Raw genomic sequence first — 23,229 nt, forward strand, 5'->3', positions numbered from 1 at the left:
ACGCCAGAAGATGCACGTCGACAATCGCACACAGGGAGCGAATCCCACGCTCGGGGCGCCGGGGTCGCAGGCGCTGATGAACCTCGGCTACGAGGGGATGTTCCCCAAGGGGGCCACCGCGGTGAACCCGGCGATCCTGTCCTCGCTGAGCCTGAACGCGGACGAGAACCACGACTTCTTCTCCGGGTCCGGCTCGTCGTACGTGATCGGTAAGGCCGTCAACACCGAGGACGAGGACTGGGATTTCTGATTCGGTGAGTTCGTGGCGTTGGGTGCCGTCTGCTACCGCACGGAAGCCGTGACGGTGAACTTCGGATCCCGCACGATCTGTCGGGTGGTACCGACGAGCGCCCCCAACTGCGGCCGATAGCGCAGGTGCGAGTTCCACACGCACCACAGCTCGCCACCGGGTCGCAGCACGCGGGCCGCGTCGGCGAACAGGCGCGGCGCGATCCGAGCGGTGACCGCAGCGCCGGAGTGGAACGGCGGATTGAGCAGAATCAGATCGGCCGACGCGTCGGGCTGGGCGCCCAGTGCGTCGTCCCGGACGACGGTGACGCCGGGCGGCCCGCCGAGAGGTGAATGCGGAGCCGATCCGCTCGCAGCGGCGACTCCGTTGGCCATGGCCGTCGCGGTTGCCGACGCGACGGCCGCGGAGGACTGGTCGGTGGCGATCACCCGCGCATCGGGGTGCGCCCGTGCGTAGGACACCGCGAGGACGCCCGTGCCGCACCCCAGGTCGATCACCCGCGACGCGTCGGGTGCCTGGTCGAGCACGCTGAGCAGCAGACGTGTGCCGATGTCGACGCCCGCGCCGGCGAACGCGGCGCCGTGTGCGCAGATCGTCAGCCCCGTTGCCTCGTCGCGTTCTGTCCGCGGCCAGGTCAGTGCGCCGGGGCGAGCGCGGCGTCCGCTCGAGCCCGGGCGCACGGCGGACGGATCTACGCGGGCTCGAGGATCCGAGGCGCGCAGCACCCTCGACTTGCCGACGCCCCTGTCGGCCGTGACCGTGGCGAAGTGCCGGGCCAGCACACCGTTCATTGCGGGTGTCATGTGCTTCACTCGCCCGCCCGCAACGACGTGAACCGCCGGGTCGGCGTGATCCGCAATCAGGCCCGCGATCTCGTCGAGCGCGCCGAGCGACCGCGGTAGCTGCATCAGCACGAGCGTCGCGCCTGCGAACAGGTCGCCGTCCAGCGGGTGCCAGGTCACTCCTGGCACCACGATGCTGTCGACGTCCGACGCCTGCGCCAGCCCGACGGCGACCGCGTTCAAGCGCGCCGCTCGCTCTCCGGAGAGGGCGTCCTGATGTACCAGTACTCGGAGGCCTGCGGCAGCCAGTGGCAGCGCCAGCGCCCCATACCGATCCCCCACCACGACCACGCTCCCGACGTGTGACGTTGCCGTGGGTGTAGCCGGAATGTGCTGCTTCGGATGTTCGAACGCGTGAGACGGGCGCATCTCGCGAGCGGACTCCGGACGATCGAGGCCGGCCGATTCCAGAATCAGCCGATCGCTTGCGTCTGCGGCCACGAGATCGTGCGCCTCGACATCCGGCCGCCGCCGCATGTGTGGGGCGAACGCGTCGAACGCTTCGCGGACCGTCGACGCCATACCGTCCACACTAGGGCACCTCGGTGCGTCCGCTGGCGGCGAGAATGCTCCGCCTGATCGCATCGGTTGGATGGCGTAAGCGAGAACAGGCAACTGGTTGTTCTCGCTACAGGCAGGCGCGCTCGATGAACCAGGCTTCATTTCCTGCGCATGGGCATGAGGTGCTCGAGCAACCCCATCGTGGATGTGCGGGAGGTGATGCGCCTGACCGGAGCCTCCCAGGCTCGCGCATACGCAACGATCGAGCGACTCACCGACGCCGACGTGCTGCGACCGATCACTCAATCCGGGAGGGACGAAGCCGACCTGATGGTGAACAGGCTCCGGTTGCATTGACGTGGCGCGTTTCGATGGGCGTCAGGGCCGCGTGCCGATCGGCGCACGGGCCACGGACTGCCCGATCAGGTGACGACGAGGGATCTCTGGCAACTCCAGACAGGATCCGGTGGACGGCCCCAGGCCGAGGCGCTGATGACCGCTAGCAACTGGACGTTGACCGGCTCAGGTTCTTGACTGCGAGGTGCGGGCGCGCCGCCTGCACCTCGCGCTGACGTTGCTCAGCCGCCACCAGAACTCAGGGATCGAACGGCGTATGGCGGATCCACTGGACCCCCTGGTCGGTCAAGATGTGCCGGCCGCTCCTGGTCGATGTCGAAGACGATCCGCTCACCCACGTAGCGGACGACGACGAGTTGCACCGGGACGTCGTGCTCGTCGACGAGCAGCAGCCGCTGCACCATCAGGGCAGTGCCGATCGCGACGTCGAGGAGCTTGGCGTGCTCAGGTGCGGCGGCCTCGGCCGTCATGGTGCCCCGGGACCGCACCGGACGGTGACCGCACTCACCCAGTGCCGCGTGCAGGGAACCGGTCAGGTCGGCGTCGCGAACGGCGGCGCACCGTAGCGGCAGGACGGCATCCTCCACAGCGAAAGGGACGCCGTCACCGTTGAGGACCCGGCTGAGCGTGATGACCGAACTGTCACCTGGCTGGTCGAGGTCCGCGTTCTCGTCCCGGCTTCCGTCCCGTTCGGACATGCTCACCACGACGGCGGACGGGATGCGACCCTGTCGTCTCATGTGCTCGGTGAACGAGAGCAACCGGCTCATCCGCCGGTGGACGGGCTGCTCGGCCACGTAGGTGCCGCTGCCGCGCACCCGGTACACCCGGCCCTCGGTCACCAGCGTGGCCACGGCTTGCCGCGCCGTCATGGGGCTCACCTGGAAACGTTCGGCGAGCTCGCGATCCCCCGGAAACTGGTCGCCCGGTGTGTAGTCGGTGAGCTCGTCCCGGAGCTGCTGGGCGATCGTCGCGTGGGCCGGCCGGGTGTCCGCCGTCATTATTGCCCTCCAGAGCCGTACGTGGTCAGGTTATCTAGAGTACTGCATTTGAGTGATCTAGTACGCTGAGGTGCATGTCCGTGTCACGTGAGTCCCGACCAAACATCGTTCTGATCCTCACCGACGATCACGCTGCACATGCGATCAGCTGCTACGGGAGCAAGGTCAACCACACCCCGCACATGGATCGGCTCGCCGCCGGGGGAGCCAGGCTCGACTCCTGCTTCTGCACGAACTCGATCTGTTCACCCTCACGTGCTTCGATCCTGTCCGGCACCTACGGGCACGTGAACGGCGTCACCAGCATCTACTCCCACATCGACTACCGCGTCCCCAATTTCCCCCAGGTGCTGCGCGAGTCGGGCTACCGGACGGCGCTGTTCGGCAAGTGGCACCTGGGCGAGACCGAGCCGCACCTACCGCGCCCCGAGGACTTCGATGCTTGGCAGGTCTTCCCCGGCCAGGGGGAGTACAACGATCCCGTGATGATCAGCCCCGACGGCGAGACGACAGTTCCCGGGTACGCCACCGATATCGTCACTGACCTGAGCCTGGACTGGCTGGACGAGCAGTCCGGCGAAGACCCCTTCTGTCTGATGATCCACCACAAGGCGCCGCACCGGCCGTGGGTGCCCCACCCCAAGCACCGGGAGCTGTACCCGGTCGGCAGCATCGCCGAGCCGGACACCCTGTTCGACGACTATGCGACCCGGAGTGAGGCGGCCTCGGCCGCGAACATGCGGATCAGCGACGATCTCCCCGACCGTGATATCCGCGAGGAGATGCCCCCAGAGCTCGCCGGCGAGGAGAATCGCGAGGAGCGGACCCGGTGGTTCTACCAGCGCTACCTGCGCGAGTACCTGCAGACCGTGCAGTCGGTGGACGACAATGTCGGCCGCGTACTGGACCACCTCGAGGAGCGGGGCCTCGCGGACAACACCATCGTCGTCTACACCTCCGACCAGGGCTTCTTCCTCGGCGACCACGGCTGGTACGACAAGCGCTTCATCTACGAGGAGTCCTTGCAGATGCCGCTGCTGATCCAGTGGCCCGGGCGGATTGCCCCGGGCACGGTGACGGATGAGATCGTGACCAACATCGACTTCGCGGCCACCTTCCTCGAGGCATGCGGCATCGATCATTCCGAGGCGCTCCCCACCGGTCAGGGCCGCAGCTTCCTGCCGCTCCTGGAGGGTGAGACGCCCGAGGGCTGGCCGGAGTCGATGTACTACCGCTACTGGGAGCACGACGATCCGAACCATCACGTCTGGGCCCACTACGGCGTCCGGACCAAGACGCATAAGCTGGTCTACTTCTACGCCGACGGGCTCGGTACGGACGGGTCCTCCGACAAGACATTCCCACCCGCGTGGGAGATGTACGACCTCGTCGCCGACCCGAACGAGCTCACCAACATCGCCGACGATCCCGCCCACGCGGAGACACGGGCCGAGCTCGAGCGTGAGCTGGCGCGGCTGCAGGAGCAGTATCGGGACGCGCCGTACGCTGACTGATCGCTGGTGTACGTCGCGCGGCTATCGTGAGGCCATGCCGCGCATCCTGATCACCGGGATGTCCGGGGCGGGCAAGACGACGCTGCTGGAGGAACTGGCGCGGCGCGGGCACCGCACGGTGGAGACCGACGTGGACGGGTGGGAGTCCGCCGTCGGGCGCTGGGATGAACAGCGGATGGCCGACCTGCTGGACCGCCACGAGGACATTGTGGTCGCCGGCACCGTGGAGAACCAGGGCAGGTTCTACGACCGGTTCGAGACGGTCGTCCTGCTCAGTGCGCCAGTCGATGTGCTGCTCGAGCGCGTCCGCACGCGTACGAACAACCCCTACGGGAAGACCGAGGCGCAGCAGCGGGAGATCCGGCGATACGTCGTCGAAGTGGAACCGCTCCTGCGTCAGGGGGCAGACCGGGAGCTGGACGGCCGACGCCCCGTCGCTGATCTCGCCACTGAGATCGAGACGCTCGGAGCGGTCTCGTGACATGTCCGACCGGTGCCCACCAGCGCGGGAGAACCTGCGAGTCAGGTCCAGAGCCGCTCCACCGGCAGTGAATGGAGACGGTCCTCTGCCTCGTAGCCGACCTGGCCGAGATGGAAGGCCACGCCCGCGACGAAGGCGGATCCGAGCCGATCCCGCAGCTTCCTCAGCCCTGCGAACTGCTTTCCCTCTACTCGCTCACCAGCCTTGACCTCGATACCGACGACGGTCCCGTCGTGACGCTCCAGGACGAGGTCGACCTCGTCACCATCGCGAGTCCGCCAGTGGCCGACAGTAACCAGCGAACTCATCCAGGTTGCCTGCCGGATCGTCTCCTGGACCACGAACGACTCCAGCAGATGCCCGAACTCCGTCATCGCCGAGGGGTCCAAACGCTCCACCTTGGCGCTGCTCAGCCGCATCACATGAGCGCCGACTCCCGAGTCGAGGACGTGGACCTTCGGCGCGGATACGCTCCGCGACGACACAGTGGTTCCCCACGCCGGCAACGTGTCGATCAGGAACAGAGACTCCAGCAACTCGATGTATGCGGTCGCTGTACCCCGCGACGACTCCAGCCCCTGCGCGACCTTGCTGACATTGAGTAGTCCGGCGGTCTGGCCGACGATTCGCATCAGGATGTGCCGCAGGTCCGCCTTGCGATGGATGCGCTGGATCTCCCCAGCATCTCGTTCCAATGACTGCCGCACGTGCCCTTGCAGCCAGCCCCTTCCAGCAGCAGTACCGGCGTCTCCTCGAGACCCTTCCGGAGCACCGGGCTGAGGCGGCGTGTGATCAACTCGGTCGTGTCTCAACAGTACGCGTGAGTGGCGATCAGCCGCATCGGTTTCTAGCAATCAGCCGTACACGTTTCTCTGAACTAGCCGCGCTCACCCCCCGGAACTAGCCGCACACTCGCTCGCACTTCTCAAGTATTCACCCAGTGAATACACCCAGTGTATAGTCGCCGCCATGACAGTCCCGATGGCGCTCCTGGCTCTGCTCGACGACGGCCCTGCGCACGGCTTCGTGCTCAAACGCAGATACGACTCCGTGCTCGGTCAGGAACGCGAGCTCCGGTACGGCCAGGTGTACGCGACCCTCTCCCGGCTGGAACGTGACGGCTTCACCAGCGGGGTCGGTGTCGAGCAGGGGGAGGGGGCGGAGCGGAAGGTCTACGCGATCACCGACGACGGTGTCGCGGAGCTGGACCGCTGGCTCGCCACCCCACACGAACCGGGTGGGCGCCCTACCGAACTGTTCACCAAGGTCATCCTCGCCCTGGTGGCCGGTCGCCCGGCGGAGCAGATCCTCGACGCCCACCGCCGCAGCTACTTGGCGCGGATGCGTGAACTGACCGCAGCCCGCCGAACCGGGGACGTGATCGATCGCCTCGCCGGGGACCACCAGATCGCCCACCTGGAGGCCGATCTGAACTGGATCGAGATCGCCGCAGCCCGGCTGGGCGACCTGGAGCGGACGATCGGTGCGGAGAAGGAGGCACGGCGATGAGCGACCAGTCGGCGGCCCCCGTCTTGGCAGGACGTGGTCTGGAGTGCGCGATCGGGTCCACCCACGTGCTGCGTGGCGTCGACATCGAGATCGCACCCGGCGAAGTGGTGGCCCTCATGGGCCCGTCCGGCTCGGGCAAGTCCACCCTGCTGCACCTGCTGGCCGGGCTGCTCCGGCCCGACGCCGGAACCGTCACGCTGTCCGGTCAGCGATTGGATACGCAGCCGGACCGGGTCCGCTCCGCCCGGCGGCTCCGCGAGCTCGGGTTCGTGTTCCAGTTCGGTGACCTCGTGCCTGAGCTCACCGTCGTCGAGAACGTTGAGCTGCCGCTGCGCCTGCTGGGCGAGCAGCCGGCCCGGTGCCGCGAGCGTGCGCTGGAGATGCTGGACCGCCTCAGCGTGGCCGACGAGGCCGATCGACGCCTCAGTGAAGTCTCCGGCGGCCAGGCGCAACGTGCAGCGGTCGCCCGTGCGCTGGTCCACTGGCCCGCCGTCATCCTCGCCGACGAACCCACCGGCTCACTCGACACCGTGACCGGGGAACTCGTGCTGGAGGCGCTCGTGAGCGCTGCCTCCGACCAGGGAACAGCCGTCCTGCTCGTCACCCACGAGATGCGGGTGGCGGCCTGGTCCGACCGAGATATACACCTGCGCGACGGCGCCGTCGTCGACGCGGGAGTGCCGGCGTGAGGGTGCTGCTCCGGCTTGCCATCAGTCTGATCCGCGCCGGCGGATGGCTGCGAGCAGGGTCAGTGGCCGGCGCTCATGTGCTGGGTGTCGCGATTCTTCTCGGCGCCCAGGCGCTCCCCGATGCCGTGCACCCGGGCGGTCTGGCCGACAACCCGGTCGCCCGGAACCAGTTCACTGCGATTGTCGGCGTGCTCGTCGTCCCCGTGGCCATCCTCCTGCTGACTGTCGGGCGAATGTCCTCCGGCGTTCGTGACCGGCGCCTGGCCTCCCTGCGCCTGCTCGGGATGAGCACCGGCCGCTCCGTCATCGTGGCCGCACTGGAGAACGCCATCGTGGCCCTCGCCGGATCGTTGGCCGGTCTCGCAGCCTTCCTTGCCCTCACACCAGCCGTGGAACGCTGGGTCGCCGCTGGGCCCGCGTGGTTCGTGGCCCCGTTGCGCACCACCCCCACGACGGCGGCCCTCACCATCGCCGGTGTGGTGGCCCTGTCCGTGGTGGTCGCCACGGCGCCTATGGGCCGGCTCCTCACCGACCCTCGCAGCGAACGCACCGAGTCCGCCCGGCGCACCCCCAGTCCATGGCGACTCGTCCTCCTGGTGCCGACGACCGCCGTCCTCGGGTGGCTCACGCAGGTGGACCTCGTCACGACGTCGAACAAGACTGTCGCGCTCGCGCTCCTGACCGGCGGTCTGCTCGGGGCGGTCACGATCGCGCTGGCGGCACCGGTGCTCGCCTCGTGGGCCGCGCGCGTCCTGGTCCGCCGCCGATCGACCGGGCTGCTGCTCGCGGGCCGGGCCATTCAGGTAGCACCCGCCAGCGCGAGCCGCCTGGTGGCTGGGATCGGAGTAGTCGTGTACCTGGTGATGGCGTCGGCCGCCGTGCTGGGCGCGTTCCAGAGCACGCCGCAGTACCGGTACGCCGAGCAGGTGCTGACGGATGGTCCGCAGGAGATCCGCGTGATGACCGCGGGCGCCGACACGCGACCGCCGATCGAGGACCTCGACGCGGTTGCTGATCACCTCATGACCGTCGAGGGAGTCCACGGATGGGTGCCTGACTACGTGGCTGTGGACGCACAGTGCGACCCGGCGAGCAGCGGGGCACCGTGCGCGGAGATCTTCATCGGCACGTGCGAGCAACTCCAACTGCTCATCGTGGCGGAGGGATGCCGCGACGATCGTGCTGCGGCCGTGGAGTGGCTCCCGAGCGACCGGTCGATCGATGAGATCGGCGTACCGCCCGATGTCGATGATCTCGGCGGCGTTGTCGAGCTGCGTACGCTCGACGAGGAGTGGCTCGCCGTGCCTCTCGATGCTGAGCCGATCCGTTACGACCCCGAGGCCACGCTGGAGGAGTGGGTGTACCCCAGTCAGATCGGCGTCTTCGTGCCGATCGACCTGGTGCGTGAGGAGATCGGGGAACCGGCCCGGATCACCATGATCGCCGACGGCGGTACGGCCGTTCAGGCCGAGGTGATCACGATGGCGGAGCAGCTGGGCATGGAGGCATGGGCGTACCCCACCTGGGACTACGACGAGGTGCTTCGCGTGCGCACGGTCGTGTGGACGCTGTGCGCGATCGTCGTGGGGATCGGACTGTTCGCCCTGGCGCTGACCTCGGTCGATCGCGCGCTGGAACGTCGCCGGGCGGTGGCGCGGCAGGTGGCTATCGGCGTTCCCTTGCGCGTGCTCCGGACCGGGCAGGTGCTGCAGACCCTGATCCCGCTGCTCGCGTCACTCGCCCTCGCGCTGCCGTGCGGGTGGTTGCTGTTCGAGGCCTACCGGCACGTCGTCGAACTGCCCGTGATTCCCGCACGGGATGTGCTGACGGTGTTTCTCGCGGCGACCGCGATCGGCACGGTGGTGGTCTCCGCCGTCACCCTCCCCCTGACCCGGTCGCGGTTGACGGCGGACCTGCTCCGGACGGAGTAGCCCTCCCAGATCCAGAGTCCATTCCATGCTGCTCTCAGCCCACCTCCGCGCCCGCGCGGGTGGCGTGAGTGTCGCGCATCGCGCATGCAACGACACTCACGCCGCCCTCGCGGCCACGCCGTGTGGTCACGCCGCGGAGGGCTACTTGCCTCCTGTAGTGGCGATTCCCTTGACGAGGAACTTTTGCCCGAACAGGAACGCGAGGAACATCGGCACCAGCGAGACGATGGACATCGCGAACATCGCACCCCAGTTGGAGCCGGAGGTTGCGTCCAGGAAGGAGCGCAGGGCCACCGGGACGGTGTACATGTCGGGGCTGGTCAGGTAGATCAGCGGGGTGAAGAAGTCTGACCAGGTCCAGATGAAGGTGAAGATCGCCGTCGTGGCCAGGGCCGGGATCATCAGCGGGATCAGCACCTGACCGAAGATGCGCAGGTGACCGGCGCCATCGATGGTGGCGGCCTCGTCCAGCTCGCGGGGGATGCCGCGGATGAACTGCACCATGAGGAACACGAAGAACGCGTCCGTGGCGACGAACTTCGGTAGCACCAGCGGTAGGAAGGTGTTCACCATGTCGAAGGCGTTGAACAGGATGTACTGCGGGACCACGATCACGTGGATCGGGATCATGATCGTCATCAGCATGATCGCGAACCACAGCCCACGCAGCCGGAACTTCAACCTCGCGAAGGCGTAGGCGGCCAGGGAGCAGGAGATCAGGTTCCCGATGATCGCACCGGAGACCACGATCAACGAGTTGACCAGGTACCAGTCGAAGGCCTGGGACAGGGCGAACCAGCCCTCGGAGTAGTTGGCCAGGTAGAGCTCGTTGATCCATAGCCCGGGGGCGCGGAAGATGACCTCGGTGGGGCGCAGCGAGGAGACGATCATCCACAGCAGCGGGTAGATCATCAGCAGGCTGACCGCGATCAGCACGGCATGTTTGACCAGGCTGCGTGCGTGGTCGGCAGGGGTGCGGGGGGCGTCGATCTCGCCCGCGATCGTCTCAGTCATCGTAGAACACCCAGAACTTGGCCAGCAGGAAGTTCACCGCAGTGAAGGTGGCGATGATGGCCAGCAGTAGCCATGCCATCGCGGAGGCGTACCCCATGTCGAAGCGGGTGAATCCCTGCTCATACAGGTACAGCGTGTAGAACAACGTCGAGTCCGAGGGCCCACCGGTGCCGTTGGAGACCACGAACGCCTGGGTGAAGGCCTGGAAGGCGTTGATGATCTGCAGCACCAGGTTGAAGAAGATGATCGGCGACAGTAGCGGCATCGTGATCCGCATGAACTGCGAGATCCGGCTCGCCCCGTCCAGGGCGGCGGCCTCGTAGTACATCGTCGGGATCTGACGTAGCCCGGCCAGGAAGATCACCATCGGGGAGCCGAACGTCCACACGTTCAACAAGATCAGCGTCCACAGTGCATAGTCCGGGTCCGAGACATACCCGGTGGTCGCATCCAGGCCGAGCAATTGCAGCACCTGGTTCACCAACCCGGTGGTGCCGAAGATCTGGCGCCACAGCAACGCGATCGCGACCGATCCGCCCAGCATCGAGGGCAGGTAGAACACCGACCGGTAGAACGCCAACCCGCGCATGCCCTTGTTCAGCAGTACCGCCACACCCAGGGCCAACGCCAGCTGCAACGGCACACCCACACCGACATAGATCAGCGTCACCTTCAACGACTGATGCAACCGGTCATCGGTGAGCATCCGCTCGTAATTGTCCAACCCCAGGAAGTTCGGAGCCTGGATCAACGAATAGTCCGTCAATGACAGGTAGAACGACGCCAGGATCGGACCCAACGTGAAGACGAACAACCCGACCAGCCACGGCAACAAGAACAGATATCCCGCCTTGTTATCGTGCGACGTCTCCTTACGCCGCGCCGCCTTCTCCTCCGGCGTCACCGGCCCCGTGCGCCGCAGCTTCGACAGCTCGGAGATCGCGCTCATGTGCCGATGGCTGCGCTGAGTTCGTCGTAGAAGCCCTGCGCAGCCTCGTCGAGGGTGGCGTCCCCAAACAGCAGCTCCGTGGCGTGACGCTGCAGGAACACGTCCGTCTGCCCTCCGGGCGGCGGCGCGACCGGAGTCTGTGCCAGCTCGGGCTCAATGTCCTCGATGAACTGGGAGACTCGCTGCTGCGGCTCCGACAGCTGATCCCGGATGGCTGCGGAGATCTCGCCGTTCGGCGGGATGCCCCGCTCGGCCAGCTCGATCTCGGCGGCTGTCTGGCTGTTCATCCACCAGTTGACCAGCGCCACCGCACCCTCGGGGTCTTCGGTGGTCGCGGAGACCGACCACAGCATCGAGGCCTTGTACCAAGCCGCGCGCTGCATCGCATCACCCTCGATGCTTGGGTAGCGCAGGAGCCGGAACTCGGTTCCCGCCGACGTCTCCAGTGCCTGCAGCTGGTTCGACCAGTACTGAGCGATCGCCGTGTTGCCCACGACGAAGTCCGCCTGGTCCAGCGGCTTGCTGAAGTCCTCGTTGATCGCCGAGGGGCTGGGAATGGCGCCGGCATCGGCAAACCGCATCCCGAGGTCGAACCATCCGCGCAGGTCGTCAACCTCGAAACCGATCTCGCCGCCCTCGGCGAAGAGGCTCTTGCCCTGCTGGCGCAGCCACGCCTCGAAGAGCGCGTCGCTGGCGATGATCGCCTGAGTTCCGGTAGCCGCGCCGCTGTCCGAGATGGCAGTGGCGATCTCCAGCCAGTCCTCCCAGGTCCAGGTCATGTCATCGGGCACGTCCACGCCAGCGGCCTCGAAGAGTGCGGGGTTGGCGAACACCATCGGCGTGTTGATCCCGGCGTTCATGCCGTAGAGCGAGCCCTCGATCATTCCGGAGTCCGCGGTGCCCTCGATGAAGCCGGACGTATCCGCTCCGTGCTCGGAGAGATCGAGCAGGGCCCCGCGCTGCCCGTACTCACTGATGTATCGCATGTCCATCTGGATGATGTCCGGTGCGTTGCTGCCCGCGGTCTGCGTGGCGAGCCGGTCCCAGTAACTGGCCCACTCGCCCGGTTGCGGGGAGATCGTGACTCCTGGGTTCTCCTCCATGTACGCGTCGAGCGCGTCCTGTGTGTTCGCGTTCCGGACCTCGTTGCCCCACCACGTGAACTGGAGCGAGGAGCCGTCGTCGGAGTCGCTCGAACCGCCTCCGCGGGAGCAGCCTGCAACGGTCGCACCGACTGCGCCGAGCGAGGCCATGGCCATGAATTGACGCCGGTTGGGTCGCATCGCCTGAGTCCTTTCATCGTCGAAAGCGGTGTGCCCATCGGCACACGCTTGACGATAACCGCGACCCGCATCAGGTGCGCGGCGAGTTGCCAACTATTGCCGTGCCGGTGGAATTGCCACCTTTGTCACCCGCAGCATTCCGCCGTCGGGGATCTTCATGCGTCCTCGAGAGCCATCCCGGTGCGGTCTGGCAGCAGCACCGCGCCCACGCATGCCACGACGAAGGCGGCACCGATCACGGCGAACGTGACACCCAGCCCGCCCGCCACGTGGAGGTAGCCGACCGCGAGCGGAGCCAGGATGGAGGCGATCCGGCCGAACGCTGCCGCACTGCCCGCGCCGGTGCCGCGCAACGCCGTCGGATAGAGCTCGGGCGTGATCGCGTACAGCGCTCCCCAGGCCCCGAGGTTGAAGGCCGAGAGCGCCATCCCGGCGGCCAGGATCGTTGCCACCGACTCAGCCTGCCCGAACAGCAGCGCAGAGACCGCCGAACCCGCCAGGAAGGTGATCAACGTGGTGCGCCGACCCCACGTCTCGATCAGATAGGCGGCCGCGGCGTAGCCCGGGAGCTGGGCGAGGGTGATGATCAGCGTGTAGCCGAAGCTGCGCACCAGGTCGAAGCCCTGCTCCACCAGCAGTGAGGGTAGCCAGATGAAGGCCCCGTAGTAGGCGAAGTTCACGCCGAACCACACGATCCACAGGCCGGCGGTCCGACGGCGGAGTCTGGCCTGCCACAGATCGCTCCAGCGGGCGCGGGGCGCACCCGGGCGCCCGCCCGGGTTCCGGGCCCGGTTGCCGGCCGGGCTGTCACGTTGCGTACCCGGACCCTCACCAGGGTGTGCGTCTGTGCGCGGGGAGGTTGCGCCGTCGGGATCCGCGCGGTAGACCCGCTCGGGAAGGGGCGCCGGGATACCTGCCGAGGCCTCGTACCGGCGCACGGCTGCCTCCGCCTCAGCATGGCGGCCCGTGCTCTCGAGGAATCGCACCGACTCGGAGAGCCGTAGACGCACGAACAGGGCGTACGCCGCTGGTGCCATGCCGATGAGGAACGCCCACCGCCACCCGTTCTCCAGCGGGACGACGAAGTAGCCGACGAGCGCGGCCAGGATCCACCCGAGCGCCCAGAACGCCTCCAGGATCACCACGATCCGGCCGCGGATCTTCTTCGGGGCGAACTCGCTCACCAGGGTCGAGGCAACCGGCAGCTCCGCACCGAGCCCGAGGCCGACAATGAAACGCAGCACCATGAGGGCCGCCAGGCCCCCGGCCGCGGCCGAGGCGCCGGTGGCCAGACCGTAGACCAGCAAGGTCAGGGCGAATACCTGACGGCGGCCGATCCGGTCGGCGAGCAGACCACCCAGGCTCGCCCCGAGCGCCATCCCGACGAAGCCGATCGAGGCAAGCCAGCCACGCTCGCCGCCGCTGAGCCCCCACTCCTGCGCCAAGGCGGCGAGGATGAAGGAGATGAGCCCAACGTCCATCGCGTCGAGGGCCCATCCGATCCCCGAGCCGCCGAGCAGTTTGGTGTGCGCTCGGGTGAAGGGCAGGCGATCGAGACGCTCGGACCGGGTGAGGGCGTGCCCTTCTCCGGTCTGGCTCGCATCCGTGGACATGCCCGCATCCTTCCAGGCGCCACCGACAACGGCGCGTGGGTGCGGCAGATCGGCCGGTCGTCTCACCTGGTGATCGAGATCGTGGCCCTCAGAATCGTGGCCCTCAGACCGGTGGCCAGGTGACGGGGACGGGGAGACGTTCGGCGACGTGCTCGGGCAGATGCTCCGGTGTGTCGCCGGATGCCCCGGCGAGGGCGTGACCGTCACCTGGCAGGGACGCGAGCGCGGGCCGGAGCAGGGGTGCAGTGAGCCGGGCGACCAGATGGTGCATGGCTCTCCGGCCGAGCTCGACCCCGTCCACGTCGACCATCGGTGCCTGCGGGCGGCCGACGACCACGATGCCCGACTCGTCCGGGTGCGGACGTGAGGACCAAGAGGCGCGTTCGTGCTGCTGGAGGCCGAACAGTGCGCCCAAGCCGAGGTCGCTGGCGTAGGGGAGGGCCACCGTCGCACCGCTGCCGAGGAGTTCATCGACACTGGCCACGCCCGCGTCGAAGGTCGGCGGGTACGGGCCCAGGACGGCGAGGTCCACACCCTGAGCTGTCGCCGCCTCCCGGAGGGCGTGGGTGCGCTGCCCACTCTGCCAGGAACGGTCCGGGCCGCCGAGGAATGCGATCCGCCGGTGCCCGGCATCGGCGAGCGCCGTCAGCAGCTCGACGAAGGCGCCAGCGGTGTCTGCCACGACCGACGCGGTTCCCGTGAGCTCGCGATCCACGAGCACGGTCGGCCGGATGGAGACGGCGGTGCGGAGCGTCTCGTCGGTGCACCGCGGCGCCACCACGACGGCGCCATCGACCTGCTGAGCCAGCCGCTGGTAGCGCAGGAGATCTTCACCGTCGGCGAGTTCGTTGACGGCGACGGTGATCTGCAGGCCGTCCCGCGCCCCCCGTTCTTGTGCCCCGCCGATGATCGGGGTGAAGAAGGAGTTCGTGAGGGTGGGGACGACGAGTGCGATCACACCGGTGCGACCACGGGCGAGCTCGCGAGCCGCCCGGTTGGGGACGAAACCGAGTTCCACCGCGGAGGCGAGGACGCGCTCGACGGTGCGTGGGGCGACGAGCTGCGGGTGGCTGAGCGCGCGCGAAGCCGTCGACTTGGAGACGCCGGCATGTGCGGCGACGTCAAGCAGTGTGGGCACCCAACCTCCTGGTATCGAGCGGTATCGAGCGGCATCAAGCCCCAGGTGGTGGCTCACGCCGGAATCAGGACTGGACGCACCCCGAGAGCATCTGGTTCCATACTCTAGCGAATGGAACCGGTTGTGGGAGCGGTTGCGGAGACATTGACGCGAACTGCTCCACCAGCTGGTCACGACCAGGACCCCGAACCAGGCGAGGTAGGTATGCGCGGACACCGACGCAGCCTCATGCTGCTTCTGCTGCCCGGGCTCGTGCTGTTGCTCGCCGGATTCCTGGTGCCGGCGCTGATCATGCTGCTCGCGCCGCCGGACACCACCACCGGCGAGGTGCTGGCCCGGCTGGCACGGATGCTGACCGATCCCTATGACCTGACGATCATCGGGCGGACACTCGGCCTTGGCCTGATTGTGACCGTCACCTGCGTGGTCCTCGGATTCCCCATCGCGTACCTGCTGGCGCGCTCGCAGTCGCGTTGGGCCGGCGTGCTGCTCGCGGTGGCGATCTTCCCGCTGCTGCTGTCGAACGTGGTGCGCACCTTCGGATGGCTCGTGGTGCTCGGCTCCCAGGGTGCTGTCGGGCAGACGCTCGTGGCCCTCGGGATCGTGGACGAGGCCCCGCAACTGCTGTACACACCGCTGGCGATCGTGCTTGGTCTGGTGCAGCTCTTCCTCCCACTCGCGGTGGTCTCCTGCTACTCGGCGCTTGCCCAGGTCGATGCCAGCCTGGACGAGGCGGCCCGCGGGCTCGGAGCCGGCCGGGCGCGTACGTTCTGGACCATCGTGGTGCCGCTCTCATGGCCCGGTGTGGTGGTGGCCGCGACCCTCGTCTTCGCCGGTTCGATCACCGCCTACACCACGCCCTACCTGCTCGGCGGCTCGCGGCAGCGAATGCTCTCCACCCAGCTGTTCCAGTACTCCAGCTCCACGATCGACTGGGCAGCCGCAAGCGCGACGGCGATGATCATGACCGTCCTGGTGTTCGGGGTGGCCGCACTCTCCTCGGTGATGGGACGGAGGGCAAGGACCTCATGAACACGCGCCGCCCCGTGGCTGCCTCGCTCGCAGTACTCGGCTACATCGTGATGATCGCACCGCTCTTCTTCGTGGTGATCACCGCATTCACCGCCGGTTCCACCGTGCGCTTTCCTCCGGACGGGTATTCCCTGCGGTGGTTCGAGGCCGCGGTCACCTACCAGCCGTTCATGTCGGCGCTCGCGTCCAGCCTGCAGCTGGCCGTCTTCGCGGCGATCGCGTCGCTCGCGCTGGGTGTTCCGGTGGCGCTGGCCATCCATCGCGGCAAGATCCCGGGCAAGGGGCTGTTGGAGGGGATGTTCCTCTCCCCGCTGATCGTCCCGGAGCTGGTGGTGGGCCTGGCGCTGTACCAGCAGTTCATGATCGGGCTGGGGATGAACAACCTCACCACGCTGGCGATCGGGCACACCGTGCTGATGTTCCCCTACGCGGTACGGGTGACAGGCGCCTCCCTGGCGCTGATCGACCCGGCCGTGGAGGACGCCGCCCGTGGCCTGGGTGCCACGCCCATGCGGACCTTCTTCACCATCACGCTGCCGTTGCTGCGCCCAGGGATCTTCTCCGCGGCGCTGCTGGCGTTCGTGACGTCGTTCAACAACGTGCCGCTGTCGCTGCTGCTGCAGAGCCGCGAGTTCCGCACTCTGCCGGTCACGATGCTCGACTACGTCCAGCAGAACTACGACCCGATCGTCGCCTCGACCTCGGTGCTCATCCTCGCCGGCACCGTGCTGGTGGCCGTCGTGGCCGAGCGCACCGTGGGGTTCGCCAAGATTTTCGGAGGGATCAACCGATGAGCGTGACGAGTGCTGCCCAGTTTCAGGCCGTCTCCCAGGTGTTCGGCGACTTCACCGCCGTGGACGCGATCGACCTGACAATTCCCGAGGGCAAGCTCACCACGCTGCTCGGGCCCAGCGGTTGTGGCAAGACCACCAGCCTGCGGATGCTCGCCGGATATCTGCGCCCCACCGGTGGCCGGATCCTCATCCGCGGTGAGGACTTCACCACGGCCCCGCCGGAGAAGCGCAACCTCGGCATGGTCTTCCAGTCCTATGCGCTGTTCCCGCACATGAGCGTCGCGGATAACGTCGGCTACGGGCTCAAACTGCGGCGTGTCTCCGGCTCCGAGCGGGCGAAGCGGGTCACCGAGGCGCTGGAGATGGTGGGCCTGGCGCACCTGGCCGGCAGCCGCCCGAAGCAGCTCTCCGGAGGGCAGCAGCAACGGGTGGCGATCGCCCGCGCCGTCGCGATCGAACCGGACCTGCTGCTCTTGGACGAACCGCTGTCCAACCTCGATGCGCGGTTGCGACTGCAGATGCGTGCCGAGATCCGCCGCATCCAGTCCGAGACCGGGTTGAGTGTCGTGCTCGTCACCCACGACCAGGACGAAGCGCTCGAGATGAGTGACCAGATGGTGGTCATGAAGGACGGCCGGATTCAGCAGCAGGGCGCTCCGCAGGACGTCTTCCCGGCTCCGGCGAACAGGTTCGTGGCCGAGTTCCTCGGGTACGAGAACTTCGTCCCCACTGCCGACGCACAGGTGACGGTACGGCCCGAGCACCTGCACGTGGATGCCCGTCAATCGCCCGCGGAGACCTCCGACGGCCTCTCGCTGGACGGGCGCGTCACTGACCTGGCCTACCGCGGGGTCGATGTGCTCGTCACTCTCGCCGCCGACGCCCCAGGGCGCTCGGAACCGATCCGGCTCGTTGCCGACCTGCGCGCCAGCACAGCACCCGACCTGCGGATCGGGGATGACGTGGCGATCACCGCATCACCAGGTCACCTCGTCACCCTGCCCGCCTGACCGTCCCGATCTCACTTCACCGATCCCTCCTCACCATCCAGACCGATCCCCCTCCCCTTCGAAAGGACCGTGCGATGTTCCCCTCCCGCCGGCATGTCACCGCCCTCGCCGCCGTTGCAGCCACTTCTCTGGTGGCCGCAGGCTGCTCCTCCTCCGACGACGGAGGTTCCGATGGCGGTTCCACCGACACCATCGTGGTGAGCACCTTCCCGTTCGGCGTGGAGGAGTTCACCGAGGCCGTCGTGGACCCGTTCACCGCCGAGACCGGCATCGAGGTCGAGCTCGACACCGGATCCAATGCCGACCGTCTCTCCCGGCTGCAGCTCGAGGGTGAGGACACCGGCATCGACGTGATGCTCATGTCCGACGCCTACGTCGCCATCGCTGAGCAGGACGGACTACTCCAGCCGGTCACCCAGGAGGACGTGCCGGCACTCGCTGAGATCGCCGGCTTTGCTGTGGATGACGCCTACTCGGGCCCCGCATACAGCTACCAGCTGAACGGGATGCTCTACAACACTGATGAGCTGAGCGAGGAGCAGGCGGCCGACTGGGAGCTCTACGCCGACCCAGCCTTCGCCGGGCAGGTCGCCCTTCCGGACATCGCCGTGACCGCCGGCCAGCTCACCGTCTCCGGGGTCGCGGACACGTACGGATCCGGGCCCTACGACGTCGACACCGCCTTCGAGACGATGGCCGGCTGGGCGCCGAACGTGCTGCAGTTCTACAGCTCCACCACCGAGTTCACGAACCTGCTCACCCAGGGTGAGATCGTCGGCGGGGTGGCACTCAACGGGTTCGCCACCAACCTGATCGCCTCCGGTGAGCCGATCGGCTGGGTCCCGCCGGCCGAAGGGCGATACATGGCCACCAACCGCGCCGTCGTGCCGGCCGGTGCCCCGAACGCCGAGGGTGCGTTCGCGTTCATCGACTACCTCCTGTCGGTCGAAGCACAGCAGTCCTCTGCCGAGATCGTCGGCGACCTGCCGGTGAACCTGGAGGTGGAGATTCCCGCCGAGCTGACCGCCGTCGTCGGGGACATCGCTCAGGACCCGACCGCAGCGGGCTACGCGACCCTCGCCCCGGCCGAAACTGTCGACAACCGCAACGAGTGGGTGGACCGCTTCGCACGCGAGGTCGTGGGCGGCTGATGACTGAACCGTCGATCACAGAGCATCCGACGGCGGAGCCGTCGAGCATGCAGGCACCGGCACCGTCCGCCGGGGCTGCCCTCGACCTGACCCGGCTCCCCAAGGCCGACCTGCACTGCCACCTGCTCGGTACCGTCCGGGCGAGCACCTTCGGTGATCTCGCCCGGCGGGAGGGGCTGGCACTGCCGGAGGATCCGGAGCAGATCTTCGCCTCGATCAATTCCCACCCGCCGGACCCAGAGCTGTATCGGCACACCCGCATCCCGATGCCGCAGGGGCGTAGTGAGGACGAGCCGGAACGGTCGTACTCGCTGTTCCAGGCATCCGGATGGGTACGGGAGGTGTTGCGGGATGCCGACGATCTCACCCGCGTCACCTATGAGGCGTTCGAGGCCGCGCACTGGGCCGGCACCTGGCACCTCGAGGTGTCCTTCGACATGATTCCCGAGCACCTGCGCCACCTCGGCTATGCCGGGTGGGTAGAGGCGCACGCGGAGGGCGTCCGGATGGCCGAGCGGGACTTCGGGATGACCGGTCGGCTGCTGGCGGCGATCGACCGCAGCGGCACCGGTGACGAAGCGCTCGCCTGGGTGCGCACCGTCGTCGACCACCCGCACGAGTACGTGGCCGGCATCGGACTGGACAACTTGGAGACCGCCGGGCCGCCCGAGCGATTCGCTGACGCCTACCGGCTTGCCGGCGAGGCGGGTCTGAAGCGCACCGCGCACACCTCTGAACACGTCCCGGCTGCCGTCAATGCGGTGACCTGCCTCGATGTGCTGGGGTGCGATCGACTCGATCACGGGTACTTCGTGCTCGAGGACGACGCCGTGGTGGCGCGGATGGTGGAGGAGCAGGTGCCGTTCTCGGTCGCTTCGACCACCTCACGCCGGTCCTGGCGACCGTGGCGCAAGGCCTCGATCGCCGCGATGGTGGAGGCGGGGATGAACGTCTACCCGTGCTCGGACGACCCGGGGATGTTCCCCACCAGCGTTCTCAACGAGTACGAGATCCTCTCCCGCGACGTGGGTGTCAGCGACGAGCGCCTCGTTCAGATGGCGCGTGCGAGCTTCGAAGCGTCCTGGTTGCCTGCGGAGCAGAAGGCCTGGCTGTGCGCTCAGTTCGACGAGACGGTCGCGACGCTCCAGCCGCGCTGACCAGAATTGCTCGTCGATCTGGCTGGTCAGCCGAGGGCTTGCACCAGTGGGGCGAGCATCCGCGGATCGGTCTGCAGGATGAGAGTGGTCACGCAGCTCGCCTCCCAGCGTGTGAGCTGGGCAGTGATGTCCGACGGCGTCCCCACCAGGGCCACGTCCGTCACCAGGTCCGTGGGGATGGCTGCCGTAGCGCCTGTTTTGTCGCCGGCCAGGTACTTCGCGGTCACCTCGTCGCAGACGTCGCGGTAGCCAGCGCGGGCGATCGCTTCGCGGTGGAAGTTGGTGCTCTCCGAGCCCATCCCACCGATGTACAGCGCGAGGTGGGGGCGCACCTGGTCGGCGGCGCTCTCCAGGTCCTTGCCAATCACGGCCGGCACCGCAGCGCTGACCTCGAACTCCTCCCGGGGTGAGCGGGTGCCGTCCCTGCGCGCGAATCCGGTCTCGAGGTTCTCCCGGTACTCGGCATCGAGGGCAGGGGAGACGAAGGCGGGCAGCCACCCATCGGCGATCTCGGCCGCCAACGCGGTGTTCTTCGGACCCTGGGCTGCGAGGTGGATGGGCAGGTTCGCGCGCAACGGGTGCACGGTGGAGCGCAGTGCCTTGCCGAGGTGAGCTCCGCCGTCGTGGGGGAGCGTGAAGTGCCGACCGGAGAAGGTGACGGGGGCTTCCCGGGCGAGCACCTGGCGGACGATCCCCACGTACTCGCGGGTGCGTTCCAGTGGCCGCGGGTAGGGCTGGCCGTACCAGCCCTCCACCACCTGCGGCCCGGAGGCGCCCAGGCCGAGGATGAAGCGCCCACCGGAAAGGTGGTCCAGGGTGAGCGCGGCCATCGCGGTGGCGGTGGGTGTGCGGGCGGCCAGCTGCGCGATCCCAGTGCCCAGGCGCACCCGGTTGGTCTGCGACCCCCACCAGGCCAGTGGGGTGAAGGCGTCCGACCCGTACGACTCGGCGGTCCAGACCGAGTCCAGGCCGAGCTCGTCGGCGGCGCGCACCGCTTCGGCAGCACCTGCCGGGGGGCCGGCCGACCAATAGCCCGTGTGGAATCCGAACCTCATCGGCTCATCTTCGCACCTGCGGTACTCCACCTCACTCCCGTGGGATGACGAGATGTTCGCAGGGTGGTGGCCGGTGGCGCGCGAGGTTGTGCCCTCCGGCGGTAGTGAAGTGCCAGTGGTTGTGGTGCCGGGTGATGGTGATGTCGCGTTGATGGACCAGGGCATGGTGGTGCCAGCACAGCAGAATGGCGTTGGTGGAGCTGGTACGACCTCCCCGCGACCACCAGGTGGGGTGGTGGATCTCGCCCCACCCCGGCGGGCTGGTGCACTCGGGGTACTGGCAGTGCCGATCGCGTGCCCAGATCGCTTTGGTCTGGGCGGCGGTGTGCAACCGTTGGGCGCGGCCGACGTCGAGAGGCTGACCGGCGGGGTCGAAGATGACCCGGGTGAACTCGCCGTCGCAGGCCAGGTGGGCGAGCTGGGCATGACTGATCGGCGTGCCGTCGGCAAGAGTGGCCGGCTCAGCGCCGGTCATCTGCTGGTGATCGAGCCCGACCGCGGGGATGCAGGGTGCGTCGGGCTCGGCCGGGCATCCGGGTAGGTGCACGTCCATCAGCCCGGGTAGTGCCGAAGCGCGCTCGGGAGCACAGGACTCGCCGCTATCGCCGCTGCCAGCGCTCTCACTCGTGCCGCGGATGGTGCGCCCGGCGCGACCTGTCCTCGCGTCTCGCCCTGAGAGGCTGGTGCTGGTGCTGGTGCTGGTGCTGGTGCTGATGCTGCGGTGGCAGGTGCACCGAGGGCGCCCGTTCGCCGGTGCGGGTGTCGTGACAAGGCGGTGCAGCGTGTCGACGGGGACGTGCACCAGCAGGTGGGGGCGTACCCGCGCTGACGCCTGGGCTCCACCGTTGTCGAGAACGCGGCGGGCCATGGCCACCAGGGCGTGGGCATTGCGCTGAGAGCGGGTGCGATCATCGTCGGCGGCCGGTACTCCGATGATGGCGTCGAGAGTCTGCGCGAAGAGGTGACCGTTGGAGTGCTCGAGCCAGCCATCGACCCGGTACCCGCCAGTGGTGGCCGAGACAAACAGGTGTTCCTTGGCGGACTCCACCCGCCAGTTCCGGTCGGCGGCCTCGGGATCGGCCTGAATTGCCCAGGTCTTGACCAGCCGGGTGAAGGAGTCGGCATCCAACCGCCGCGCTTGCTCCACGAGAAACCGCTCACCGACGTCAGGGTCGCTCAGGCGCTCGCGCAGGACGGTGGTGGTGGTTGTGTGCCGGGCCAGTGCGGCGGCATGATCACCGCTGATGACCCCGGCCGCCTGCGCTGCGCTGGTGTGGGGCAGGTGATCGCGCAGTGTGCGCGACAGGTGCACTCGGGTGCGGGTCTTGTTGCCGTGCCCACCGGTGGCGTTCGCCCACCAGGATGCGATCGTGCGTGCCCCGCTCACGGCCCAGATCCCGTCAGCTTCGACCGCGGTCATCGCCGCCGAGGTCAGTGCATCCACCCGGCGGCGAGTCTGCTCGAGTTGGCCCACCAGGTCGGGCAGGACCGCCGAAGGGAGGGAGTGCAGATCCGTGGCTAGCAGGTCATCCAGGATCGCGGTGACCACTTCCAGGCGGCCGGTGGCGTCCGATGGATTCACGTGCTCACCGAGCAGGTCCCGCACCGCCTGCGCCGGGGAGGTCTCGACGTGACTCGTGGTGCTCATCCCGACCTCCCCAACCCTTTCCGGATCTGCTCGCCTGCCTCCCTTCAACCATAGAACATCTGTTCGCCTCCGGCAAGGGTTTTCGTTGGAATAGCAAGGAAAAAACCGGACCCGGGTTGTGGATGAACATGCATCGGGAATGCACCCTGTGGACGGAGAGGCATCGGGCGCGCAGGGTGTGGACACAGCTGCATCGACCGGGCGCCGTGGGCGGTGCTGGCATCAGGCACGCACTGCGGGGAAGCATGGTGCGGGCACGCCCGCTTCGGGACCGCGCTGCACGGACAGGCACCACTGTGGGGCGCAGGTC

The 23,229-nt window shown here is 67.9% G+C and carries 21 protein-coding genes and 1 pseudogene; 12 read left to right on the forward strand and 10 right to left on the reverse strand.

Translation table 11 applies throughout. The features are described from left to right. Nucleotides 1-64: 64 nt before the first annotated feature. A pseudogene (locus IM660_RS01015) lies at nucleotides 65-250 on the forward strand (class 1b ribonucleoside-diphosphate reductase subunit beta); the annotation flags it as partial. Between the two features lie 32 nt (nucleotides 251-282). Here IM660_RS01015 and IM660_RS01020 read toward each other — a convergent pair. Then, nucleotides 283-1,614 carry a class I SAM-dependent methyltransferase gene (locus tag IM660_RS01020; RefSeq protein ID WP_246465076.1) on the reverse strand — a complete coding sequence of 444 codons (1,332 nt, stop codon included), beginning with the start codon at nucleotides 1,612-1,614 and terminating at the stop codon, nucleotides 283-285. A 156-nt stretch (nucleotides 1,615-1,770) separates the two neighbouring features. Here IM660_RS01020 and IM660_RS01025 point away from each other — a divergent pair, with 156 nt between their 5' ends. After that, a complete protein-coding gene (locus IM660_RS01025; RefSeq protein WP_193497600.1) occupies nucleotides 1,771-1,950 on the forward strand; it encodes a hypothetical protein in 180 nt (59 codons plus the stop codon). 221 nt (nucleotides 1,951-2,171) lie between these two features. Here the strand turns inward: IM660_RS01025 and IM660_RS01030 are convergent, their stop codons facing one another. After that, the gene (locus IM660_RS01030) at nucleotides 2,172-2,951 is read right to left on the reverse strand and encodes a GntR family transcriptional regulator (RefSeq protein ID WP_193497601.1); all 780 of its coding nucleotides are present in this window, start codon (nucleotides 2,949-2,951) and stop codon (nucleotides 2,172-2,174) included. 74 nt (nucleotides 2,952-3,025) lie between these two features. Here IM660_RS01030 and IM660_RS01035 point away from each other — a divergent pair, with 74 nt between their 5' ends. Together IM660_RS01035 and IM660_RS01040 are read left to right on the forward strand one after the other, a co-directional pair. Continuing rightward, the gene (locus IM660_RS01035; RefSeq protein ID WP_193497602.1) at nucleotides 3,026-4,465 is read left to right on the forward strand and encodes a sulfatase family protein; all 1,440 of its coding nucleotides are present in this window, start codon (nucleotides 3,026-3,028) and stop codon (nucleotides 4,463-4,465) included. Between the two features lie 34 nt (nucleotides 4,466-4,499). Further along, complete coding sequence (locus tag IM660_RS01040; protein WP_193497603.1) at nucleotides 4,500-4,946, forward strand: AAA family ATPase; 447 nt, start codon at nucleotides 4,500-4,502, stop codon at nucleotides 4,944-4,946. 41 nt (nucleotides 4,947-4,987) lie between these two features. On the opposite strand, the gene IM660_RS01045 is transcribed toward IM660_RS01040, so the two are convergent. Further along, complete coding sequence (locus tag IM660_RS01045) at nucleotides 4,988-5,653, reverse strand: ATP-binding protein (protein ID WP_193497604.1); 666 nt, start codon at nucleotides 5,651-5,653, stop codon at nucleotides 4,988-4,990. 262 nt (nucleotides 5,654-5,915) lie between these two features. Between IM660_RS01045 and IM660_RS01050 the strand changes: the two genes are divergently transcribed. Genes IM660_RS01050 through IM660_RS01060 form a run of 3 tightly spaced genes read left to right on the forward strand, consistent with a single transcriptional unit; the run spans nucleotide 5,916 to nucleotide 9,075 of the window. Further along, nucleotides 5,916-6,455, forward strand: a complete 540-nt coding sequence (locus tag IM660_RS01050; protein WP_193497605.1) for a PadR family transcriptional regulator — start codon at nucleotides 5,916-5,918, stop codon at nucleotides 6,453-6,455. Beyond that, a complete protein-coding gene (locus IM660_RS01055) occupies nucleotides 6,452-7,144 on the forward strand; it encodes an ABC transporter ATP-binding protein (RefSeq protein WP_193497606.1) in 693 nt (230 codons plus the stop codon). Before IM660_RS01050 ends, IM660_RS01055 begins: the two co-directional genes overlap by 4 nt. Next, on the forward strand, nucleotides 7,141-9,075 hold the full coding sequence (locus IM660_RS01060; protein WP_193497607.1) for an FtsX-like permease family protein: 1,935 nt from the start codon (nucleotides 7,141-7,143) through the stop codon (nucleotides 9,073-9,075). Before IM660_RS01055 ends, IM660_RS01060 begins: the two co-directional genes overlap by 4 nt. Nucleotides 9,076-9,216: 141 nt before the next feature. On the opposite strand, the gene IM660_RS01065 is transcribed toward IM660_RS01060, so the two are convergent. The 5 genes from IM660_RS01065 to IM660_RS01085 form a co-directional block, all read right to left on the reverse strand. Beyond that, nucleotides 9,217-10,089: a carbohydrate ABC transporter permease gene (locus tag IM660_RS01065; protein WP_193497608.1), complete on the reverse strand. Its 873-nt coding sequence runs from the start codon at nucleotides 10,087-10,089 to the stop codon at nucleotides 9,217-9,219. Further along, a complete protein-coding gene (locus IM660_RS01070; RefSeq protein ID WP_193497609.1) occupies nucleotides 10,082-11,038 on the reverse strand; it encodes a carbohydrate ABC transporter permease in 957 nt (318 codons plus the stop codon). The genes IM660_RS01065 and IM660_RS01070 overlap by 8 nt, the downstream gene beginning before the upstream one ends. Continuing rightward, nucleotides 11,035-12,321 carry an ABC transporter substrate-binding protein gene (locus IM660_RS01075; RefSeq protein WP_193497610.1) on the reverse strand — a complete coding sequence of 429 codons (1,287 nt, stop codon included), beginning with the start codon at nucleotides 12,319-12,321 and terminating at the stop codon, nucleotides 11,035-11,037. Before IM660_RS01075 ends, IM660_RS01070 begins: the two co-directional genes overlap by 4 nt. Nucleotides 12,322-12,476: 155 nt before the next feature. Then, entirely contained in the window at nucleotides 12,477-13,934 is a 1,458-nt protein-coding gene (locus IM660_RS01080) for an MFS transporter (RefSeq protein WP_193497611.1), read from the reverse strand. 103 nt (nucleotides 13,935-14,037) lie between these two features. Beyond that, nucleotides 14,038-15,072, reverse strand: a complete 1,035-nt coding sequence (locus IM660_RS01085) for a LacI family DNA-binding transcriptional regulator (RefSeq protein ID WP_193497612.1) — start codon at nucleotides 15,070-15,072, stop codon at nucleotides 14,038-14,040. A 228-nt stretch (nucleotides 15,073-15,300) separates the two neighbouring features. On the opposite strand from IM660_RS01085, the gene IM660_RS01090 reads away from it, so the two are divergent. From IM660_RS01090 to IM660_RS01110, 5 genes are all read left to right on the forward strand, one after another. Continuing rightward, nucleotides 15,301-16,104: an ABC transporter permease gene (locus IM660_RS01090; protein ID WP_246465077.1), complete on the forward strand. Its 804-nt coding sequence runs from the start codon at nucleotides 15,301-15,303 to the stop codon at nucleotides 16,102-16,104. Beyond that, the gene (locus IM660_RS01095) at nucleotides 16,101-16,898 is read left to right on the forward strand and encodes an ABC transporter permease (RefSeq protein WP_193497614.1); all 798 of its coding nucleotides are present in this window, start codon (nucleotides 16,101-16,103) and stop codon (nucleotides 16,896-16,898) included. Before IM660_RS01090 ends, IM660_RS01095 begins: the two co-directional genes overlap by 4 nt. Further along, on the forward strand, nucleotides 16,895-17,908 hold the full coding sequence (locus tag IM660_RS01100) for an ABC transporter ATP-binding protein (protein ID WP_193497615.1): 1,014 nt from the start codon (nucleotides 16,895-16,897) through the stop codon (nucleotides 17,906-17,908). The genes IM660_RS01095 and IM660_RS01100 overlap by 4 nt, the downstream gene beginning before the upstream one ends. Before the next feature lie 74 nt (nucleotides 17,909-17,982). Next, complete coding sequence (locus IM660_RS01105) at nucleotides 17,983-19,059, forward strand: ABC transporter substrate-binding protein (protein ID WP_193497616.1); 1,077 nt, start codon at nucleotides 17,983-17,985, stop codon at nucleotides 19,057-19,059. Then, nucleotides 19,059-20,216 carry an adenosine deaminase family protein gene (locus tag IM660_RS01110; protein ID WP_246465078.1) on the forward strand — a complete coding sequence of 386 codons (1,158 nt, stop codon included), beginning with the start codon at nucleotides 19,059-19,061 and terminating at the stop codon, nucleotides 20,214-20,216. The genes IM660_RS01105 and IM660_RS01110 overlap by 1 nt, the downstream gene beginning before the upstream one ends. Nucleotides 20,217-20,242: 26 nt before the next feature. Here IM660_RS01110 and IM660_RS01115 read toward each other — a convergent pair whose 3' ends face one another. After that, on the reverse strand, nucleotides 20,243-21,271 hold the full coding sequence (locus tag IM660_RS01115) for an LLM class F420-dependent oxidoreductase (protein ID WP_193497617.1): 1,029 nt from the start codon (nucleotides 21,269-21,271) through the stop codon (nucleotides 20,243-20,245). Nucleotides 21,272-21,302: 31 nt separating this feature from the next. Next, entirely contained in the window at nucleotides 21,303-22,919 is a 1,617-nt protein-coding gene (locus IM660_RS01120; protein ID WP_193497618.1) for an HNH endonuclease signature motif containing protein, read from the reverse strand. Nucleotides 22,920-23,229 lie beyond the last annotated feature (310 nt).

Origin of the sequence: Ruania alkalisoli (genome assembly GCF_014960965.1) — a bacterium.
In the GTDB taxonomy this organism is placed as follows: domain Bacteria; phylum Actinomycetota; class Actinomycetes; order Actinomycetales; family Beutenbergiaceae; genus Ruania; species Ruania alkalisoli.

What these genes read in the sequence shown, in the direction of transcription:
- IM660_RS01025 (WP_193497600.1), top strand. Translation starts at nt 1,771, where the DNA reads ATGAGGTGCTCGAGCAACCCCATCGTGGATGTGCGGGAGGTGATGCGC.
- IM660_RS01095 (WP_193497614.1), top strand. Translation starts at nt 16,101, where the DNA reads ATGAACACGCGCCGCCCCGTGGCTGCCTCGCTCGCAGTACTCGGCTAC.
- IM660_RS01120 (WP_193497618.1), bottom strand. Translation starts at nt 22,919, where the DNA reads ATGAGCACCACGAGTCACGTCGAGACCTCCCCGGCGCAGGCGGTGCGG.
- IM660_RS01115 (WP_193497617.1), bottom strand. Translation starts at nt 21,271, where the DNA reads ATGAGGTTCGGATTCCACACGGGCTATTGGTCGGCCGGCCCCCCGGCA.
- IM660_RS01090 (WP_246465077.1), top strand. Translation starts at nt 15,301, where the DNA reads ATGCTGCTTCTGCTGCCCGGGCTCGTGCTGTTGCTCGCCGGATTCCTG.
- IM660_RS01065 (WP_193497608.1), bottom strand. Translation starts at nt 10,089, where the DNA reads ATGACTGAGACGATCGCGGGCGAGATCGACGCCCCCCGCACCCCTGCC.
- IM660_RS01055 (WP_193497606.1), top strand. Translation starts at nt 6,452, where the DNA reads ATGAGCGACCAGTCGGCGGCCCCCGTCTTGGCAGGACGTGGTCTGGAG.
- IM660_RS01110 (WP_246465078.1), top strand. Translation starts at nt 19,059, where the DNA reads ATGACTGAACCGTCGATCACAGAGCATCCGACGGCGGAGCCGTCGAGC.
- IM660_RS01035 (WP_193497602.1), top strand. Translation starts at nt 3,026, where the DNA reads ATGTCCGTGTCACGTGAGTCCCGACCAAACATCGTTCTGATCCTCACC.
- IM660_RS01040 (WP_193497603.1), top strand. Translation starts at nt 4,500, where the DNA reads ATGCCGCGCATCCTGATCACCGGGATGTCCGGGGCGGGCAAGACGACG.
- IM660_RS01030 (WP_193497601.1), bottom strand. Translation starts at nt 2,951, where the DNA reads ATGACGGCGGACACCCGGCCGGCCCACGCGACGATCGCCCAGCAGCTC.
- IM660_RS01100 (WP_193497615.1), top strand. Translation starts at nt 16,895, where the DNA reads ATGAGCGTGACGAGTGCTGCCCAGTTTCAGGCCGTCTCCCAGGTGTTC.
- IM660_RS01020 (WP_246465076.1), bottom strand. Translation starts at nt 1,614, where the DNA reads ATGGCGTCGACGGTCCGCGAAGCGTTCGACGCGTTCGCCCCACACATG.
- IM660_RS01050 (WP_193497605.1), top strand. Translation starts at nt 5,916, where the DNA reads ATGACAGTCCCGATGGCGCTCCTGGCTCTGCTCGACGACGGCCCTGCG.
- IM660_RS01105 (WP_193497616.1), top strand. Translation starts at nt 17,983, where the DNA reads ATGTTCCCCTCCCGCCGGCATGTCACCGCCCTCGCCGCCGTTGCAGCC.
- IM660_RS01070 (WP_193497609.1), bottom strand. Translation starts at nt 11,038, where the DNA reads ATGAGCGCGATCTCCGAGCTGTCGAAGCTGCGGCGCACGGGGCCGGTG.
- IM660_RS01075 (WP_193497610.1), bottom strand. Translation starts at nt 12,321, where the DNA reads ATGCGACCCAACCGGCGTCAATTCATGGCCATGGCCTCGCTCGGCGCA.
- IM660_RS01080 (WP_193497611.1), bottom strand. Translation starts at nt 13,934, where the DNA reads ATGTCCACGGATGCGAGCCAGACCGGAGAAGGGCACGCCCTCACCCGG.